The following is a 20,282-nucleotide window of genomic DNA, read 5'->3' on the forward strand; positions in this document are numbered from 1 at the left end:
GTACAAAATTCAAAGAATTATATTTAAAAGATATAAACTCCAAGCATAAATTTTGATCTCTGGGAGCGCAATGCATGACTACTAACCTTAAAAAGCATATATCTACTTTTGAAAAAGAACTATCACTAAAAAACCAGGCTATCGAATCAAGTATTAATGCTATTGCTTTAACAGATCTAGAGGGAGAGATTCTCTATATAAACAGTTTTTTTTTGAAAATGTTCGGATTTGATAATAAAAATGATTTTTTGAGTACAAATGCAACCAATTTCTGGAATAAACAGACTAAAGCAACAGAAATAATAAAAATTGTTCAGGAAATGGGTCATTGGTCTGGTGAGCTCACAGTTAAAAAGAAGAATGGTTCAAAGCTCATAACACTTTTTTCTGCTAGTATCATAAGGGACAATTCTAAGAAGCCAGTTGCTATGATGATATCTTTCATAGATATTTCCAAGCAGAGGGAGTTGGAAAACGATCTTGAAACGATATTTAATTCCATTAACGATGAAATTGCTATATTTAACCTTGAAGGACAGTTCTTAGAAGCAAACCAGATCACGTTTGATAAATTGGGATACACAAAGGATGAATTAATGCAAATGACGGTGATGGATATAACACCACCTGAATTTAGAGAAACACTGCGTGAACAAGTTTTTGAAAAATTAGAACAGGGAGGCGGAATCGTCGAAACTGTCAGTAAGCACAAAGATGGTTCTTTGGCATCAATTGAACTTAACATTCGTCCGATCGAATACAAAGGAAATCCTGCAGTCATAACCATTGCCAGGGATACAACCGAAAGAAAGAAAACAGAAACTGCATTGAAAGCGAGTGAAAAGAAATACTCAACTCTGGTTGAAAATGGAAATGATGGAATTTTTATAATTCAAGATAATTTACTTAAATTTGTAAATCAAAAATTCATAGATATATCCGGGTTTTCAAAGAACGAATTGATCGGAAGCCCATTTTTTAATCTCGTTTCAACTGAATATAAAGAACTCTCACTGAAAAGACATACACAGAGATTTAGCAGTGATAATGTTCCAAACAATTATGAGATCGAAATCTTGTCAGAGAATGGTAGCCTTGTTCCAGTGGAGATCAGTGGGTCTGTTATCGAGTATGAAGGCAAACCCGCAAATATGGCAATAATCCGTGACATTACTGAACGCAAAACAATGGAAAAAAAGCTGAGAGAAACTGACTTGAAAAACCAGGCAATTTTGAACGCTTTACCTGATTTAATATTCCAATGTACTATAGATGGAATCATTATTGATTATCGCCCATCACCTGAAATAAATACATATGCCCAACCTAAAGACTTTTTAGGTAAAAAAGTTAATGAAGTCCTTCCTAAAGAGATTGCAGACAGGATAATTTACTCAATTAAACAAGTAATCCAATCAAAAGAATTGCAACGTTTTGATTACCAGCTTCCAATAAATGGAAAAATAAACGATTTTGAAGTTCGTATGGTTGTTAGCGGAGACGATTCTATATTGGCCATCGTTTCAGATATTACAGAACGTAAGCTAGCAGAGAATGAATTGAGAATCAGTGAGGAGAAATACTCAACTCTGGTAGAAAAAGGAAATGATGGAATTGTTATTACCCAAGATGGCTTGTTTAAATTTGCAAATTCTAAAATTTTGGAAATTATGGGATATAGACCAGAAGAATTAATTGGAAAACCATTTTTAGATCATGTCTGCGAAGGACAGCGAGACTTGGTTCTTACGAGACATAATGATAGAATGAATGGTAAGAATGTTCCATCCAGATATGAATTCGATATTCTTTCTAAAGATGGAAATCGGATCTCATTAGACATCAGTGCTTCCAATATTGAATACGAAAATAGACCTGCAGTTATGTCAATACTGCGTGATATAACCAAGAGTAAAGATATGCTAAATAAACTGAAATCATCAGAGAAGAAATTCAGAAATGTTTTTAACAACTCCAATGATGCAATTGCTATATATGACCTGACCGGTAACGTCCTTGAAGTAAATAAAATTGCTTGCGAATTCACTGGTCACGATCGAAATGAAATATTACAAAACCCAATTACTGATCTGGTTTCGCCCGGATATAGAGCAAAGTTGACTGAAGATCTAAAGCAACTTTATAAAGACAAATACTCAATATTTGAAACATCTATTCTTTCCAAAGATGGAGTAAGCATCCCTGTAGAACTGAGCAATCGTATTATTGAGTATGAAAACCAAACAGTTGTATTGAGCATCGCCAGAGATATAACTGAGCGCAATAGGTTAAACGAAGAACTGAAGAGGAAAAATAAATTACTTCAGGTGAAACTCGATTATATATCTTCATCTGAAAGTGACTTGGATGACCTATCACTACTAGACATAATAGACTTTGAACATCTTCAAAAGATACAGGATGCCTTTTCAAAGGCCCATGGAGTAGCTTCCATAATTACCGAAACTGATGGTAATCCTATAACCAACCCAAGTAATTTCTGCAAAATCTGTCAGATAGTGCGTAGCACAAAAGATGGAGAAAAGAACTGTCAAAAATCCGACATGATATTGGGAGAAAAGGCGAATAAATTTAGAAAACCCATCTATGAAAGATGCCATAGCCTTGGATTGACGGATTCTAGTGCACCTATAATCGTAGGTGGAAAACATATTGCCAACTGGCTTATCGGACAAGTCAATGTGGGAAAAATTGATTCTAAATCGATAGAGAAATATGCCAGGAAAATTGGTGCTGATGTGGGTGAAATGCTGGATGCATATAATGATGTCCAACAGATGCCTCCGGAAAAATTCGAGAATGTGCTACATTTGTTGTCACTCTTTGCAAAAGAGATATCCACGCTAGGATATAACAATCTGAAACTGATAAAAGAAGTAAATGAACGTAAGCTGGCAGAAAACAAAGTAAAAGAAAGTGAAACGAAATACAGGGAAGTAGTTTCATCTATTGATGCCCTCTTCTGGAAAGCTGATATAGCACCAGATGGCAGCTTCATTAATACATATGTATCTCCTTTTATAGATAAGCTGCTAGGAGTAGAAACAGGAACTAATGACACTAAATGGCAAACTCTTTTAAGCCATATTCACCCAGATGACATCCAAAGTGTATTACAAAAACTAGACGAAACCATCAAAGAAAGATATTCTCTTAATTATTACAAATATAGGATCATAAGACCCGATGGGACTCAATTGTGGGTATATGAAAAAGCAATATCACACATCAATTCAGAAGGTACCGTGCAGATATTCGGGACTACAGTCGATATAACAGAACTTAAAAGTGTACAGGATAAAGTTATAGCCGAAAGAGATCGGTCACAAAAGTATTTTGACGTTGCTAAAGTTATGATGTTAGTCCTTGATATTAATAGTGAAGTTGTTCAAATTAATAAAAAGGGTTGTGAGATCCTTGGTTATGAAGAAGAAGATATTGTTGGAAAGAATTGGGGTGAGAACTTCCTTCCAGAATACTTCCGTGAACAAGTTGAAAAACAAATGGAATATTTACTGTCAAATAGTAAGACAAAAATAGAATACCATGAAAATCCAATTTTGAATTCTGTTGGTGAAGAAAGGTGGATAGCATGGAACATTTCTATATTAAGTAACAAAAATCGTGATATTGAAGGAATTCTATGCTCGGGACAGGATATTACAGAGCGAAAGCTATTCGAAGAGAATTTAGTGGATGCGAAAATAACTTCTGAGCTTGCAAATCGCTCCAAGAGTGAGTTCCTGGCAAATATGAGCCATGAACTAAGAACTCCGCTTAATTCTGTAATTGGTTTTTCGGATGTTTTGTGCAATGAGACTTTCGGAGAGCTTAATGAAAAACAAAGGAAATATACAGAAAATATCCATAAAAGCGGACAGAATCTTTTGAAGATAATAAATAACATACTTGACCTCTCGGCCATAGAAGCAAGATCAACTGAGATAAACTGTGAGAAGTTCCTGCTATCCGACGTTCTCAAAGAGATCAGGAAAAATGTTATTTCACTTGCAACACCGAAGAACATATCCATTGATATCGATATTGACGATCTGATCTTGATTGATGCTGACAGAAACAAAGTTAATCAGATAATGAACAATCTGGTCAGCAATGCAATTAAGTTTAACAATAATGGTGGTTCGATTCTTATCAAAGCACGAAACATTGATAATGAGATAAACATCTCGGTTAAAGATACAGGAATTGGCATCCCTGAAAAAGAGATAGGGAAACTGTTCGACCCATTCTATCAGATAGATGGTTCATCATCCCGTGACTATGGAGGAAATGGAATTGGTCTTGCTCTCGTGAAACATTTCGTTGAAATGCATAAAGGAGATGTCTGGATAGAAAGTCAAGAAGGAATGGGAACTGAAGTTCATATTAAACTTCCTGCTGAACAAAGGATTTGATTCATGAAAATACATATTTGATTTCACTTGTCGATCTACTCACTTATTGATGGGATATAGAGATTATTTTGAAATTAATAACAATCATTCAAAAATAAAAAAGAACCCTGACAGGCTAGTTTGTCAGGGTTATTCTTCTTTAGCCAAAACTTTTTAGATAAAAGCCATCTATTCAGTTCTCTTGTTTCTTCCGATAGATAACAAAGAGTATAGCCAGAGCAGCAATTAATGATACACCTAGGACCATCATGAAATTGCCACCTTCTTCACTATTAATGTTTGTACTGTCACTATATTCCGAGCCATCGAAATCAGCGTCAACTTTATCCTGTGAATCTGAAAGATCATTGACCTCAGAAGTAATCGGAACTTCAAGGTATTCCTCATCTACAGTAGCTTCTGCCCCTTCTTTGAACATCAACCATTTGAGATATGCTGGAAGACCATCATCAGAACTTGATGTTGAAGCCGATGGATAATCATAGTCACAGGTCACTGCAAATGGGGAGAATCCGGAAATATTTCTGACAATGAAATATGAATAGGTTCCATCGTTGTCAATAAGCTCAGGTGTGTAGGACTCCCATGTTGAGCTGTTCAAGTGTCGGAGTTTCACGGTTTTTATCACCAATGTACCGCCGTTGAGGTCATTTCGAACCTTGAACTCTATACTTCTATTCCCACTGCCTTCGTTTGCCAGGGTTTCGTTGTTGAAGCTAATATCAAGGTACTGATATACTAAATCCTTAGAGAAATCTATTGCGGACTCATTCAATGAAGATACATTAAGCACTTCGACCTTGATCTGGACACCAGCCGTCTCGTTCGTTGTATTGAATGATACAAAACTTATGCTGCATTCAATTTCATTGTCCCCTGAGTTCTCATCATCGGTTGTGTTAAACCGCACATGCTTTTCTCCACTACCATCTTCCGTTACCTCAGGAGTTTTATTGATCACGAGATCGACCTCTTCACCATCATTTGCAGATGAGTTTGTGACAGTCCATTCCCATGAGAATGTATCCGTCCGCCCAATGCTCTCATTACTGACATTTAGTACAACATGGTACACGTCCATAAAGAAGTCATCCTGAACAATATACTGACTTGTGTTTATATTACAGTATGAAATTCTGGAGGAATCATCTGTGTTGTTGAACATATCAAATCCGGAACCAGTAACAGTATTGCCATTAATGAACCATTCATAGCTTGAGAATAGGGTAGAATTTACACTGAAATTCATTTCTTCGCCATAAACGGAAATCAACATAACATCTTCTGGCAACAATGTATATACCGGCTCCTCTGCAGCCCTTACTTTGAGGTATTTGGTTGAAGTACCATTGACATTTGATACTGTCAGGTTCACAGTGAAATTGCCTGCACCAAACTCATGGACCGGACTTTGCTCTTCAGATGTATTTCCATCTCCGAAATCCCAGTGCCAGTTGTCTACAAGTCCTGATGAGTTGTCCGTGAAGTTCACTGTCAATGGAACAGTACCCCTTGTTGCATTTGCTGAGAAGTCTGCAATTGGAAGAATTGTTACATCGACACAGACATTGTCAGTACTGTTTGTGTTGCCTGCAAGATCACTGAAAGTACAGTTATAGATAATTGAACTTACAAGAGTGCCGGAATCACTTGCAGGAATTGATATGTTGTATGAATAGCTTCCCGAATCTTCGTTCATCTGGTATTCATCACCATCAGCTGTGATGTTACATGAAGCCAGCTCAATATTATCAAGAACATTGAGTTCTATGGTAATATTATCACCTGTGTTTGCTTTTGTAGGACCCTTTACCCACTCATAAGTAGGTTCCTCATTGTCAAATTTGAAAACATTTGAGATGGAATAGTTTACGTTGGTTGTATTGTCAGTAGCTTTTACATGAAGATACCAGTCACCATTAACAGAATCTTTTGTGAGAATATCCCCACTATTGAATAAAGTCCATGAATCCACAGAACCTTCCGTGTTACTCTGACTCCAGGAATATTCAAGGCTTTGAAGGCCTGAAGGAGTATCTGTAACAGTTACTGTTGTACTGTGGCTGTTTGAATATGTACTGTTAACATTTTCAGTGAGTTCAATTACTGGGACTGAATTGTCCAGTTTAAAAACATTTGAAACTGAATAATTTACATTGCTTGCATTGTCAGTTGCTTTCACATGAAGATACCAGTCCCCACTTACAGAATCCTTTGTTAGTGCATCTCCGCTGGTGAATCCAGTCCAGGAAACCACAGATCCTTCGGCATAATCCTGGCTCCATGAATATTCAAGTGTCTGAATTCCTGAAAGTGCGTCTGTAGCAGTTACTATCGTACCTTGAGCTTTTAAATATGTGCTGTTTCCATTTGTTTCAAAATTGACCTCAGGAGATGTCAGATCAACAAGAAATTGAAGTGTTTCTTCCTCAACAGCCCCCTCAGAGTCCAATGTATAGACTGTTATATTGTGTTGCCCTTCAACAAGTTGAGGTAATGTAGTTTTCAGAGAGGTTGTATTGGTTTGATTAGTTCCATTAATTCCATCCAGAACATACCATGTAAGAGATGCTTTTTCGAAAAAACTTGCCTCTAAGAGAGGAGTACTGTCGTTAGTAATAGTGAGTGGTGAACTGATCTTTATTGGGTTTGCTACATAGTTCACACAATTAAGCCAGAGGTTGATCATATCATCATTGATATCGGGGTCATCTGCCGCGTCGAAGAATATAAGGACAACACCTCCCGAACCGCTAATATCGGAAGGATAACTTAACAGGGATCCTTTTTCAGCTATTGCGATCGCAGGCCATGTACCTCCATGTCCAGTGTATTCCGCAACCACATCCAATCTGGGATCAAGTTCTTGTGATGAATAAAAATATTCTGTTGCACCCTGACCGACAAAACCATCTGTTACGTTCTCAAATATCGGATGTTCGTTGTCCAGGATATCAATGGGTGTATTTCTAGCAACACTTCTACCATGATCAGCCATTCCTTCAAACAATCCCCATTGTCCATTGACGTAATAAATATTTGGGCCAGTTTCATTTAGGAGTACAGCTGAAGATGACCATTCGGCAACCATTCCCCCACCATTACCAAGGAATGTTTTTACAGCTTCTTCAAAGGCCGGGGAGTTTGCCCCCGAATCGTGAGCATATATAAAGACATCATATTGTAATAAGTATCCAGCTTCGATCTGGGTTACAGTGAGATAGTCTGCCTGATATCCATTAGACTGTAACATATTTTGGATACTATACCTATTAGGATAGATGGCCACTTTTGGAATGTTGGACTCTGCACCAGATGCTGTAAAAGAAACAGAGGATAAAACAATGTTCGTTTCTGATAATGTACTATATTCATCGTTATTTTCTGATGTAGGATTTGTGACAGGTATTTCCATAACTGAACTATCACTTTCAGCTAATGCCGTAGAAGATAGTAGTGAAACTAGCAAAACCAATGTGCAGCAGATGCTAAGGAAGCCCCAGCCTACTTTTTTAAAGCCAATAGCCTGTTTATCAATCATAATTTATCAGCAACCAATAACATATATATAAATAAATATAATTATAGTATGTTTTTTATTGATTTCAATTCAACGTATAATCATTTATCAGTATCAATAAAATGAACAGTCATCATATAAACTTCAAATATATAAATAGATGTATTTTAAAATATTTTTTGCCTTATATTGATATCGTTAAATTAGCTTTAACTTAGTTTAGAGAAAAAAAGTCTGCAACGCCAAATAAATTATATAGTTGAAAATAACTAGATTATAACAGTGATTATATATGATGCAATATTCAGGGGAATCGAGCATCATTGAAAACAAATAAGGTATAGATTCCAACCAAATTGCCGATAAATTACAAAGTTCTACCTTCTTATAAAGGGATTCGGCAGCATGTTGAAGATAAATTCTCAAGACCGCATACAAAAATAGATGTAATGAAAGAGAGATGAAATAATTAATAAAGCCTCAAACTGAGGTTTTCACCCCCATTTCTTCAAAGTGACCCAGAAAATACTTCCCCGGCCTTCAGGATTATCCTCAACCCTAACACTTCCACCATGAAGATCAACTATCTTCTTAACAATGGCAAGCCCAAGCCCCGTTCCCTTGATACCTTTTTTCGTGACACGCTTGAAACGCTCGAACAATTCGGTCTTGTTCTCGTCAGGAACACCTTCACCACGATCCGTTACCGAGACTTTCCATTCATCATCGGCATCGGAGATGTTAATGATGATCCTTTCATTTTCAGGACTGTATTTAATCGCATTCGAAAGAAGGTTTGAAAACACATCTTCGATCATCGGATTCGCCTTTACAGGATAACTTCCTTCGTGATCAAATTCAACTTTCATCTGATTCTCATCAATGTTAGGCCTGAAGTTGCCGACGACACTTTCAATCACAAGAGCGAGATCCATTTCCTGAAACTCGATGTCTTCAAAGGAATCCAGTTTTGCAAACCTTGCAGCGCTCTCTATCATGTCGATCAGTTTTTTGTTGTTGCGATCGATGGTGCGGACCATATCCTGCTTCTTCCCATCAGTCTCCATCTCAAGAAGCAGCTCGGCATAACCCTTGACAATACCTGCAGGATTTAAAAGATCATGACGCATGATATCGGTAAAAAGCTCTTTCAGTTCGTTCGAATGTTCAAGATCTTCCGCATACTTTTTGAGTTTCTCAAGAGATTCCCGGCGCTGGACAAGCCTCCACAAGCCCTGCATCAGCAATGTCAACTGGCGAACATCGGAAGCATCATAGTCGCCTTCTTTGTTGCTGACCCCTGCGGTTGCAACGATCCTGTCACCTTCAAAGACAGGAACTGCCATGTAGTTACTGAGTTCTACATGACCTTCCGGATAACCTTTTTTAAGAGGATCCGGGGCATTGTAATCATTGATAATAACAGGTTGTCTCTGCCTTATCGGCTCACCCCACAGGCCGATCTTGTCCACCTCGTAGATGAACTTTCGATCCGGCACAGTGCACCCTTTCATGACACTGTTCGACCAGGTATGCATTATGAGAGACGACTCATCTTCGTTCAAAAAAGCGAGGTAACCGATATTGCTGCCGGTAAGCCTGACAGCTTCTTCATGAACAAAGTCTGCTATCTCCTGCATAGGCGCATCCATCATCTGTTCAAGTTCTAACAGCGCCTCAAGGCGGGATTCATCAATTTTCAATGTATCTTCAAGGCTTCTTCTCAGTGAGATATCCTCGATAATGCATATCCCGCCCAGAAGTGAGCCGTCTTCCGATACATCAGGACTGCAATGCACCTCCATCTGAACAGATTGAGCTTCTGGAGAAGATAAATGCTCACCCTCATACTGAACAGGTGTTCCTGAAAGCACTGCTTTAATAGCAAAAGCCATTTGCTCGTCACTAAAAATAGACAGTATGTCTGATCCGATGATATATTCCTTCTTTTTGTCAATGATCGCAGAAGACCGTTCATTACAAAGAGTAACGATACCATCACGGTCAAAATAGATGATCCCCAGAGGAGATTGTTCAAATATCATACGATATTCTTTTTCAGATCCCATTGAAGCACTCCATTCTTCATATGATAGAACTTTCAGCAAATGTTCCCTGTTAATATATTAGCTGGATACAATTTAAACGTTTTTAGAACTTGCATTAGACATTTAAAGTTCTAGTAAAGGAAGGAATTAATAGATCATTATAAGGTTTTGAGCACTTCATACATCGTTAGTATTGCAATTTGGACCTTGAATTAAAAACATTGAGGGGAGAATGCTCTTCAGCTGTGTATTTTCCATTCGATCTCTCCTTCTCTAAAAATCATATCTGCCTCAATAAGCATTTATGCTTTCTTCACTGTCACCCAGAACACACTGCCATGTCCTTCCGGATTGTCTTCCACACCCACATCTCCATTATCAGATCCATATTTCAAGGCATTTGATATGTAATTGGCAAATACTTCCTCGACCATTGGTTTCACGAGTACAGGAAATGTAAACAGATTTATATTTTTGTAATGAGATATCTTGAACCAATATCCATAACTACTGTAAAAATAATATTTTGTGGGAACAGAAGACCCAATACGTGACGAACATAGATTCAGGAAATTATGCGCATATCATTTGATCTTTTGAAATATGGTAGGTATCTACATGGGCAAATATTCAAAGTTAAGGATGTATCTTGGCGATCAGAACGAAACTCGAATTCAACTTACTTTTTCAGAAATTGGTGAAATTTTGGGTTTTCCATTACCACCTGCTGCCAGGAATCACCCTGCATGGTGGACCAATGATGAAAATAGAACTCATGCAATGGATGGATGGCTTGCCCAGGGATGGAAAGCCAAAGTAAACTTTGAATTGCAGCAAGTTAGTTTCCTCAATACGGGAAATACCGTATCTACAAAAGATAAAATGGGAGACATAAGGACATCTGCAACAATAAATGCATCTGATTTTGAAAATAAAGTGCGTACTGTAATGTCTGATTTTTATTCAAAAGAATTGGTTACAGGCCAATTCCCGGGATTTTCAAAGTCTTTTTATATGATATCTGATGAAAACGAAATCGTTGGTGATATTAAGTACTTCACGATGACCAATGAAGGATCCCTACCACCAGCAGAGTTCTCGGTCATTGCTGAACATGTGTGGTTGTTAGAAAAAACTACTGCTTTGCATAAGTTTTTGGTCTTCGGAAATGAACGCCGCGTTCCTGAGGAATGGTTAAAGATATATGGAAATCTCGTACATGATGTTGATTTTTTCTTTTATAACTATGAAGATGATAGGTTAGAAAAATTTGTTTTAAAATGAATCAACAAATTTAGATACATTTCAACTTCCCTATAAATTTCTCATCCAAAAAAGAGATGGGAAATTAATTAAAAAGGGGTTATGATAAAAATAAAAATGCGTATGTAAAGCCGTCGGGGGAACTTATACCCCTCCATAAGAGGGTAAAAACGTCACCTAATAACGAAATTCATAAATTGAAAATCAAGATTGAAGTGAATTTAGTTTCGTAATTCCTTAAGAATTATATGATTCTTTATTTCTTCAAGAAACTTACTTTCAGAAGCTTTTTAACTATAAATTATTAATTCTTCCTTTGCTCTGATTACTGCGTACGCCTGAGTGGGATAGTTGAAATCACTTTCAGGTGATACCATATATCAGCATGGTTTTCAAATGTGCATATCCTAAATACAGAGCATAGGAAGCGGGATAAATGTCGAATTTCTTTAAGGATTAAATATGCTTGTCCAGTTCTGGTGAAGCGTTTGCCACTCCATTTGTATAAGTCATGTACAATGGTAAGCCCCTCTTATAATGAAACTCTCTTACCATTCCCATAAATGTATTGAAGAGCTGCATCCTTTTATATCGTCATTGGCAGCACCCATCGTCCTCGCCACAACAACACGCATCGCTATCCATATCCTTACCTTTGAGTGCTGCACTGATCATTGCCCACGCACATCCCACACCACTCTCTACTTCAATTGCCTGCACAGGACAATTGCCTGCACAAGCTCCACATTCCATACATGAAGCAGGACTTTTGAGTTCTACGTGTTCCTTTCCTCCGGTAAACACTCCATGAGGACAGACCTGTATACACATGAGGCAGTTGATGCATTTCTCAGGATAATATTGAAGGGTGTTCTCAAGATATGAGTTGAACATCAGATCACCTCTATTAAAGATATACCCAGAATGATAAGAACCAGTAGCCCCAGACCTCCCATAAGTGCCATGAGCGGTACATATCTGAATATCTCTTTTTTGACACCGGTTCTTGAAGTGTAGGTTGTGCATCCTGTAAAATTAAGGGCAATATATGCAATCACTGCGGTCGGTATGAGGAAGGCAGACAATGCTGTAAGTATATTCTCCAGGGGCGACATCGCAGAGTTAATCATAGAATTCGTTGCAACAACGACTGCAAATGGAATCGTTACAATTCCTCCCAGTATCAGCCCCTTTGTACTGAAGTCATGTGTCGGTATGAAAGGAAGTAGAGCAGGGAACAGTACGGTTCCTGTAAATGCTGTGACGACCGCAATGAGTGCTGCAAAAGGACCTACTAACAGGTAGAGGATGATTGCAGCAAGTAATGTTGGTTTGATCACATGAACCAATTCCACAGGAGTTAACACCAGCCTATCCTTGAATGTGAATCGGATCCTGCGCATTTCAGCTGTTGCGGTATGAGTCCGGAGATATTGCGGCAGGTCTTCGGCACGAACAGGTCCGTATTCTACCTTAAAACCAGACCTGCGTTTGACATCATGTGCAGAAACTCCCGGTGCACTGAGTTGTGGTAAAATGAGATTTCGATGGTTGATGATCTGGTCAAGTCCTGACCATTTGATGCGGTAGATTATTTCATCAGTACCGAATGTTCCTTTGCCAGCAGCACACCAGACGTTGATACCTTTGGTATCTATGACAAGGATATAACAGTCGATACCTGCGAGTGAATTGCGGAGTGCATCGAAACTGAGTGTATAGTTCGCCGAGACAAAGACAGAAGAATCTGGAGTAGGATTTCCCAGTTCATAGATTCCCGGACTTACAATGTGTTTTTCTCGTTTGACACCACACCGGGCAAGAATATGATCAAACCTGTCACTGAAGGTGATCACACTTGTGGTCTTGCGGATCTCAGGAGGAGAGATGTTTCGGTCCAGACCTACCATTGTGATGAAACAGGATGTGTCCTTTCCGCTATCAGATGAGCAGCATGAACCTGTATCCCTGTCATTATTCATGTTATTTCTCCTTGTGATGATGGGGCATCAAATTGATTTGAACAAGATTAGTATAACAGGAAGCTGCACATATATCTATCCGATAGATGAGTGAAAAGGTGTTATTTTTTTGTTCAAAGCAGATAGTGATTTTTCTATCTTTTGGAGAGGGTAACTGGATGATGTGAGATCAGAATGAACATTTTTACTTAGTTTGTTATCATATTATCTCTTAAACCATACTTTCTACATAAAAACATAAAGTTCCGTTTTTTCTTGCTTTCCTATATCCCCCATTCTATGTGCGGGGGAGTAAGATTTGAACTCAAAGTAAGTATAAGACAAATAAAAATAAGAAGGGGCTTACAACCCCGTATTCCATAGCCGTCGGGGGGACTTGAACCCCCGGCCTGCTGATTACGAATCAGCCGCTATACCACTAAGCCACGACGGCACATTGAACTTACACCTAATAAGGATTTAATGATTTAATCGTTTCGCCCAGAATTCAGTCTATCCGGACCTCGATACATACATTATACTGATGCGGTGCATACGAACGAACTGTTCTGCACTCCACCACTTCAACACTCCGACCCACCTTTTTTGCTGCTGCTTCTATCAGACCTATGGAACTGTCAAAAAGATCATCTTCGTGGGTCATTCCATAGTAATGGATAATCCCTTGCGGAGCCGTCACAAAAATTGCAGCGTCCAGAAATGCATCGGCACTGTGAGGGAGATTCATGATAACATGATCTGCAATTCCCTCGAAATTTAGGGCAATCTCGTTCGCATCGCCTTCGAAAACCTCGATATTTTCGATGGAATTGAGATCCACGTTCTCTTTCAGGAAATGGATAGCATCAGGGTTCTTGTCCATGGCAATGACCTTTTTGCATTTTTTGGCGATCGGAATGCTGTAGGGACCGACGCCTGCGAACATGTCGAGAACAACATCATCTTCACCGATCTGTAAAACAATGCGCTGGCGCTCTGTTGAAAGACGTGGAGTGAAATATGCGCGTTCGAGATCTACCTTGTACTTGAAACCGTGATCCTTATGAACTGTTTCCGTCCTATCCTCGCCAGCAAGTACTTTGAACCTGCGAGTTCGGAACTCTCCTTCCACAGCTGACACTGCACCAAGCACGGTCTGCACATTCTTGTGTATCTGAAGGAGTGCATCTGCGATCTTTTTTGCATCCGGTTCGTCAGCTTCGATAAGTGCAATATCACCTACGACCTCGTAGCCCGGGGTGAAACCCAGGATGTCCTCAAGTGTAAGGATTTTTTCATGGGATTCGAACTCACGTTCCACCTGTTTTGCACCTTTGGGAAGCTCATCGAGCTCTTCCGGAGTCAGCTCCCTTTCAATAGGAAGATATAACTCACCATCCTCACTGGAGATCTTCAGGGTCTTGTCAAGGATGGCAAGTTCCAGAAGGAACTTTCTGGCAGGTTCGCCTTTCTTTATCGGGATTGCAATACAGGGACACTTCAAAATACATCTCTCCTTGAAAATATCGGCATATTGGCTGTCAGGATCATCCTATGGCGAACCATGAGCCGAACAATATCAGGAATAGTCCGCATGATACAAGAATATGCCTGTAGGTCTTCGGGGAGAACATACCCCTGCCACGGCTGAAAGATAGCGATACAGCAGTGAACCAGCCAAGGTCCGCAAGCCAGTGACCGACTATGAAGAACACCACAGCAACCATTCCGAGTTTCATGCTCTCAAGCACAAGAGCACTACCTGCTGCCAGCCACCAGAGCCAGAAATAGGGATTTGAAGCAGAGGTCACAATTCCTGCGATCAGCGAATTGGAAACCACTTTGTCCTGTCCGTGAAGTTCTGCGGCTGAAGATTTTGCCCCCCGTATCGTCATGATACCAAAAATTATCAGGACTATGCCGCCAGCCATCGAGATGAAGGACATCTCACGCTCACCCACAAGTGTGTTCATACCTAAAAGTATCAGCACAAGCACCGCGCTTTCGATGATAGCATGGCCCAGGAACACTTCAGGTCCTGCCGTCCAGCCTTTCTTCAGTGTGCCGTCAATGGTCACAAATAGCATGGGACCAGGTACAAGGGCACCGGTCAGGCCTACTATGAAACCAATGAACAACATCTCGAACAGTTCTAACATGGTCACTAGAAAATTACGTTACTATATAATGTGATCGATTAGGTCCAATAGGTCTATCAGGTAAACTAAATCGATAGATCAATTAATAAGTCAGTCAGAAAAGCTATAAATTAAAAAATTATGGAACGCAAAGACAGAATTTGTCTTTGCAGTCCTTTATTTTTGTTCTTATTTTCAATACAAGATCAGAGAATGATCTCGATGTCCAATTCTTCTGCGAGCTCTTTGTACCTGTTACGGATAGTGACCTCGGTCACACCTGCAACATCAGCGACCTCACGCTGGGTCCTGCGCTCACCGCAGAGAATTGATGCAATATAGATCGCAGCTGCTGCCACACCGGTTGGACCACGGCCACTTGTGAGTTCCTTTTCAGATGCCTGACGAAGGATCTCGACTCCTCTGGACTGTACCTCACCTTTAAGGTTCAGACCTGAGCAGAACCTTGGGACATAGTCTATTGGGGAAGTTGGCATAAGCTTGAGTGCAAGCTCACGGGAAATGAAACGGTATGTTCTTCCGATCTCTTTCCTGCTTACCCTTGAAACTTCTCCGATCTCATCCAGGGTTCGTGGAACACTGCACTGGCGACATGCTGCATAGAGTGCTGCTGCTGCCACACCTTCAATACTCCTTCCACGGATGAGGTTCTTGTCAACTGCTTTCCTGTAGACCACCGCAGCAGTCTCACGTACAGTACGTGGAAGACCTAATGCGGATGCCATACGGTCAAGTTCTGACAAAGCGAATGCAAGGTTCCTTTCGGTAGCATTGCTTACGCGTATCCTACGCTGCCATTTTCTCAACCTGTATAACTGAGCACGGTTCTTGGAGGAAATTGACTTTCCGTAGGAATCACGGTTCCTCCAGTCGATCATAGTAGAAAGACCTTTATCGTGTATGGTGTACGTCATTGGTGCACCCACACGAGAACGCTTCATACGCTGGTCATGGTCAAAAGCACGCCACTCCGGACCTTCGTCAACGAATTCAGCATCCACTACGAGACCACAATCTGCACATACCAGTTCGGCACGTTCATAGTCCTGCTCAAGATTTCGGCTTCCACATTCCGGACACTCGATAACCTTGTTCTCGACTTCAGCGGTCTTTTCTTTCTCTTTACGTGCCTTGATCATTGCACGTATCTTTTCTCTCTCTGAAGTATCAGAATATCTTACTCTTTCAACTTCCACCATATTATCATTGCCTCGATTTTCCCAAAATTGCTAATTGTCGATCCACTTAAAATAAATGTACAAATGTACTAATAAATGTGATAAATGGACTTATTTGATGTACACTTTCTCATTGAGGTACTTCTTCAATTCAGATCCCGAAACATCTCCAAAGACCTTAATAGTAATATAAGGAGAATTGACAGGACCGATAACACCATTCACTTTACCGATGCGTTTAACAGATTTGTCAACAACAAACGTATTGATACGAGGAAGATCCCTCAAAGATGTATCTGGTCGTATGTTGTCCCCTCTAACAAGCAAACCCTGATGTGCAACTACTTGCACTACCGTTCCAAGTCGTTTCATGTATCTCTTGCCATCAATATATAAGTTAAATTGTTGATATATATACATACCATACGTAGTATATAAAGTTATCGCAATCTCTTTAATAATCCATAAAAGTCCATTACAAAAAGATAATCACATCCAAATCATAAATATGGCAAAAAATGCTAACTAATGACACATATTTACAGGAATAAATTAAATCGTGCGTATATCAGGCATGTCAATGCCTCACACGGTTATATATCATTTTCTGACAATATTTAGCATCACAAAATGCCGCAAATTTTGAAATAAGAAATATTATAATTGACAAAGTTTAAAGAAAGCATATATAGATTTTGGTTAAGCATTCATAAAATTTACACATATCTTGAACATTACCATAAATTAACAAAAAACAACGATAACACTTAATACCAATCACACAATAAACGGCAATGTCGTCTGGATATGTCCAATAAGACAGAATCTAGAAGACCATGGATATTGAAACTGATTTCAGCCATATATCCGGATCATTAAATACATAATAACGCTAGCCTAACCCATAATCAAAATATCTTCCCGTGGGAGGAAAACTTAGTGGCAGATAATAAATTTGTGTACCTTTTCGGAAACGACGAAACTGAAGGCAAAAATAGTATGAAAGACCTGCTTGGGGGCAAAGGAGCCAACCTCGCAGAAATGTCAAATCTGGGAATACCAGTTCCGGTTGGGTTTACGATCACGACCGAGGTCTGTACTCTTTATCTTAAGGACGAACATTATCCTTCAGGTCTTGAAGAGCAGATCAATAATGCCATAAAGGAGCTGGAAAACACTACAGGGAAGAGATTTGGAGATCTTAACAATCCATTACTTGTTTCTGTACGCTCAGGTGCCCGCGTGTCCATGCCTGGTATGATGGACACTGTACTGAACCTGGGACTTAACGATAGCTCAGTAATAGGCCTTGCCAATAAGACCGGCAATGACAGGTTTGCTTACGACAGCTACAGAAGATTCCTCACAATGTTCGCAGACGTGGTGCTTGGCATCGAACACGAGAAGTTCGAGTCCACACTCACTGCTAAAAAGAAGGATAAAGGCGTCAAACAGGATACCGACCTTGATGTAGATGACCTAAAGGAACTTGTTGAAAACTTCAAGGGAATTATAAAGGAAGAAACCGGAAAGGACTTCCCCCAGGGAGCAAGAGAACAGCTCCAGATGGCCATTGATGCAGTGTTCGGTTCATGGAACAACCAGCGCGCAATCACATACAGGCGCCTGAACGGCATCCCCGGCAAATGGGGAACTGCAGTTAACGTTCAAAGCATGGTCTATGGTAACATGGGAGAAAGCTCCGGAACAGGAGTAGCATTCACAAGAGACCCTGCAACAGGTGAAAAGAGATTCTTCGGAGAATACCTCATCAATGCACAGGGAGAAGATGTCGTTGCAGGTATCAGGACACCTCAACCGATCAAAACCCTGAAGAACAACATGCCCGAGGTCTACGAGCAGCTTGTGGACATCTACATGAAACTGGAGGATCACTTCAAAGACATGCAGGATATCGAGTTCACCATTGAGAAAGGCAAGCTTTTCATGCTGCAGACAAGGACCGGAAAGAGAACTGCAGCTGCAGCCATAAAGATCGCGACCGATATGGTCGAAGAAGGACTTATCGACAAGGAAACAGCCCTTACAAGGGTAGAACCTGCACAGGTTGACAGGCTCCTGCATCCAAATATTGACCCTGACGCAACACCGGACGTAATTGCTAACGGTCTCCCTGCATCCCCGGGAGCTGCTGTGGGTGAAGTAGTTTTCACAGCAGAACATGCCGAAGAAAGAGCAAAGAAGGGCGAAAAGACCATCCTTGTACGTGCTGAGACATCTCCTGAGGACATCGGCGGTATGAATGCTGCAGAAGGTATCCTCACAGTACGCGGAGGAATGACCTCACATGCAGCAGTCGTTGCAAGAGGCATGGGGAAGCCATGTGTTGCAGGCTGTGGCGAAATTGTAATTGATATGAAAGAGAAGGTTTTCCACATTGGAGAACATTCCATCAACGAAGGTGACATGATCTCCATTGACGGATCCACAGGAGACGTCATTCTTGGAGAGGTTGACCTTATCCTGCCGGGTGTTACCGGTGAACTTGAACAGATACTCTCATGGGCTGATGAGGTCCGAACCCTCAAGGTCAGGACAAACGCAGACACTCCACACGATGCACAGGTCGCACGCGACTTTGGTGCAGAAGGTATTGGACTCTGCAGAACAGAGCACATGTTCTTCGGAGAGGACAGGATCCCTGCTGTACGTGAAATGATCATGGCAGAAGAGATCGATGTAAGAAAAGCAGCATTAAAGAAACTTCTCCCAATGCAGAGAGAGGACTTTATCGGAATATTCAGGGCAATGGAAGGATTCCCCGTGACCATCAGGCTGCTTGATCCACCACTCCACGAATTCCTGCCAAACCACGAGGAAGCAATTGAAAAGCTGGCAGAACTGAATGCCAATGATGCCACACAAACCGAAATTGACAGGGTGAAGAAGGTCATCGAGCGTATTGAATATCTCAAAGAGATGAACCCAATGCTCGGTCACAGAGGATGCCGCTTAGGGATAACATATCCTGAGATATATGAGATGCAGGCACAGGCCATCATTGAAGCAGCATGTGAGCTCACAAAAGAAGGTATGACGATCGTACCTGAGATCATGATTCCCCTGATAAGCAACATCGAGGAACTTGAGTTTGTCAAAAAGCATGTGATCGGAGCCGTAGAAGCAGCTATGGAAAAGGAAGGCATCAAACTTGACTACATGGTCGGAACAATGATAGAACTGCCAAGAGCAGCACTCACAGCCGACAAGATCGCAAAGGAAGCCGAGTTCTTCTCCTTTGGTACCAACGACCTGACCCAGACAACCTTTGGGTTCAGCAGGGATGATGCAGGCAAGTTCTTACCATTCTACTTAGAGAGTGGCATACTCGAGGACGATCCATTTGCAGTGCTTGACCAGGAAGGTGTGGGACAGCTTGTCAAGATCGGTATCGAGAAAGGACGTGCTACAAGACCGGACATCAAGATCGGCATCTGTGGAGAACATGGAGGAGAGCCTAAATCAGTGAAGTTCGGACACAACGTCGGACTGAACTATGTAAGCTGTTCACCATTCCGTGTGCCAATTGCAAGACTTGCAGCAGCACACGCTGTGATCGAGAACAAGCAGTAAACGTATTACACAATATCGTGTGGAAACACACGGTATTGGAAATCTTTTTTTACTTACATTTATCAGTTCACTTAGTTGGAACTAATTAATACCAGCTGAACTTAGCTACCGCTGATCAACTTA

The 20,282-nt window shown here is 40.5% G+C and carries 13 protein-coding genes and 1 tRNA gene; 4 read left to right on the forward strand and 10 right to left on the reverse strand.

Going from position 1 to position 20,282, the window contains the following annotated elements; all coding sequences use genetic code 11:
• The first annotated feature begins 74 nt into the window (after window positions 1–74).
• Window positions 75–4,436, forward strand: coding sequence for a PAS domain S-box protein (locus J7W08_RS06050; RefSeq protein WP_233083660.1), 4,362 nt, complete (start codon window positions 75–77; stop codon window positions 4,434–4,436).
• Between the two features lie 172 nt (window positions 4,437–4,608).
• Here J7W08_RS06050 and J7W08_RS06055 read toward each other — a convergent pair whose 3' ends face one another.
• Window positions 4,609–7,689, reverse strand: coding sequence for a PKD domain-containing protein (locus tag J7W08_RS06055; RefSeq protein ID WP_233083661.1), 3,081 nt, complete (start codon window positions 7,687–7,689; stop codon window positions 4,609–4,611).
• Window positions 7,690–7,717: 28 nt separating this feature from the next.
• On the opposite strand from J7W08_RS06055, the gene J7W08_RS06060 reads away from it, so the two are divergent.
• Window positions 7,718–8,008, forward strand: coding sequence for a hypothetical protein (locus J7W08_RS06060; protein ID WP_233083662.1), 291 nt, complete (start codon window positions 7,718–7,720; stop codon window positions 8,006–8,008).
• A 442-nt stretch (window positions 8,009–8,450) separates the two neighbouring features.
• On the opposite strand, the gene J7W08_RS06065 is transcribed toward J7W08_RS06060, so the two are convergent.
• On the reverse strand, window positions 8,451–10,025 hold the full coding sequence (locus J7W08_RS06065) for a sensor histidine kinase (protein WP_233083663.1): 1,575 nt from the start codon (window positions 10,023–10,025) through the stop codon (window positions 8,451–8,453).
• Between the two features lie 281 nt (window positions 10,026–10,306).
• The gene (locus J7W08_RS12230; RefSeq protein WP_259370101.1) at window positions 10,307–10,438 is read right to left on the reverse strand and encodes a hypothetical protein; all 132 of its coding nucleotides are present in this window, start codon (window positions 10,436–10,438) and stop codon (window positions 10,307–10,309) included.
• Window positions 10,439–10,607: 169 nt separating this feature from the next.
• On the opposite strand from J7W08_RS12230, the gene J7W08_RS06070 reads away from it, so the two are divergent.
• Window positions 10,608–11,288 carry a DUF7662 domain-containing protein gene (locus J7W08_RS06070; protein WP_233083664.1) on the forward strand — a complete coding sequence of 227 codons (681 nt, stop codon included), beginning with the start codon at window positions 10,608–10,610 and terminating at the stop codon, window positions 11,286–11,288.
• A 573-nt stretch (window positions 11,289–11,861) separates the two neighbouring features.
• On the opposite strand, the gene hgcB is transcribed toward J7W08_RS06070, so the two are convergent.
• The 7 genes from hgcB to J7W08_RS06105 all read right to left on the reverse strand — a co-directional run bounded on the left by hgcB (window position 11,862) and on the right by J7W08_RS06105 (window position 16,937).
• Window positions 11,862–12,161 carry a mercury methylation ferredoxin HgcB gene (gene hgcB, locus J7W08_RS06075; RefSeq protein ID WP_233083665.1) on the reverse strand — a complete coding sequence of 100 codons (300 nt, stop codon included), beginning with the start codon at window positions 12,159–12,161 and terminating at the stop codon, window positions 11,862–11,864.
• Window positions 12,161–13,249: a mercury methylation corrinoid protein HgcA gene (gene hgcA, locus J7W08_RS06080; RefSeq protein ID WP_233083666.1), complete on the reverse strand. Its 1,089-nt coding sequence runs from the start codon at window positions 13,247–13,249 to the stop codon at window positions 12,161–12,163. The genes hgcB and hgcA overlap by 1 nt, the downstream gene beginning before the upstream one ends.
• A gap of 361 nt (window positions 13,250–13,610) precedes the next feature.
• Window positions 13,611–13,682: transfer RNA gene (locus tag J7W08_RS06085), tRNA-Thr, on the reverse strand.
• A 54-nt stretch (window positions 13,683–13,736) separates the two neighbouring features.
• Entirely contained in the window at window positions 13,737–14,732 is a 996-nt protein-coding gene (locus tag J7W08_RS06090) for a class I SAM-dependent methyltransferase (protein WP_233083667.1), read from the reverse strand.
• Between the two features lie 43 nt (window positions 14,733–14,775).
• The gene (locus tag J7W08_RS06095; RefSeq protein ID WP_233083668.1) at window positions 14,776–15,387 is read right to left on the reverse strand and encodes a LysE family transporter; all 612 of its coding nucleotides are present in this window, start codon (window positions 15,385–15,387) and stop codon (window positions 14,776–14,778) included.
• Window positions 15,388–15,572: 185 nt separating this feature from the next.
• Window positions 15,573–16,586: a transcription initiation factor IIB gene (locus J7W08_RS06100; RefSeq protein WP_048194848.1), complete on the reverse strand. Its 1,014-nt coding sequence runs from the start codon at window positions 16,584–16,586 to the stop codon at window positions 15,573–15,575.
• Between the two features lie 90 nt (window positions 16,587–16,676).
• Window positions 16,677–16,937 carry an H/ACA ribonucleoprotein complex subunit GAR1 gene (locus tag J7W08_RS06105; RefSeq protein WP_233083669.1) on the reverse strand — a complete coding sequence of 87 codons (261 nt, stop codon included), beginning with the start codon at window positions 16,935–16,937 and terminating at the stop codon, window positions 16,677–16,679.
• Window positions 16,938–17,504: 567 nt separating this feature from the next.
• Here J7W08_RS06105 and ppdK point away from each other — a divergent pair.
• Window positions 17,505–20,159, forward strand: coding sequence for a pyruvate, phosphate dikinase (gene ppdK / locus J7W08_RS06110; RefSeq protein WP_233083670.1), 2,655 nt, complete (start codon window positions 17,505–17,507; stop codon window positions 20,157–20,159).
• The last annotated feature ends 123 nt before the right edge of the window (window positions 20,160–20,282 follow it).

The organism is Methanococcoides orientis (assembly GCF_021184045.1).
Taxonomy (GTDB): domain Archaea; phylum Halobacteriota; class Methanosarcinia; order Methanosarcinales; family Methanosarcinaceae; genus Methanococcoides; species Methanococcoides orientis.

Bases quoted from the DNA above. Each gene is read 5' to 3' on its own strand.
- J7W08_RS06050 (WP_233083660.1), top strand. From the start codon at position 75: ATGACTACTAACCTTAAAAAGCATATATCTACTTTTGAAAAAGAACTA.
- J7W08_RS06055 (WP_233083661.1), bottom strand. From the start codon at position 7,689: ATGTTACAGTCTAATGGATATCAGGCAGACTATCTCACTGTAACCCAG.
- J7W08_RS06060 (WP_233083662.1), top strand. From the start codon at position 7,718: ATGGCCACTTTTGGAATGTTGGACTCTGCACCAGATGCTGTAAAAGAA.
- J7W08_RS06065 (WP_233083663.1), bottom strand. From the start codon at position 10,025: ATGGGATCTGAAAAAGAATATCGTATGATATTTGAACAATCTCCTCTG.
- J7W08_RS12230 (WP_259370101.1), bottom strand. From the start codon at position 10,438: ATGGTCGAGGAAGTATTTGCCAATTACATATCAAATGCCTTGAAATAT.
- J7W08_RS06070 (WP_233083664.1), top strand. From the start codon at position 10,608: ATGGTAGGTATCTACATGGGCAAATATTCAAAGTTAAGGATGTATCTT.
- hgcB (WP_233083665.1), bottom strand. From the start codon at position 12,161: ATGTTCAACTCATATCTTGAGAACACCCTTCAATATTATCCTGAGAAA.
- hgcA (WP_233083666.1), bottom strand. From the start codon at position 13,249: ATGAATAATGACAGGGATACAGGTTCATGCTGCTCATCTGATAGCGGA.
- J7W08_RS06095 (WP_233083668.1), bottom strand. From the start codon at position 15,387: ATGTTAGAACTGTTCGAGATGTTGTTCATTGGTTTCATAGTAGGCCTG.
- J7W08_RS06100 (WP_048194848.1), bottom strand. From the start codon at position 16,586: ATGGTGGAAGTTGAAAGAGTAAGATATTCTGATACTTCAGAGAGAGAA.
- J7W08_RS06105 (WP_233083669.1), bottom strand. From the start codon at position 16,937: ATGAAACGACTTGGAACGGTAGTGCAAGTAGTTGCACATCAGGGTTTG.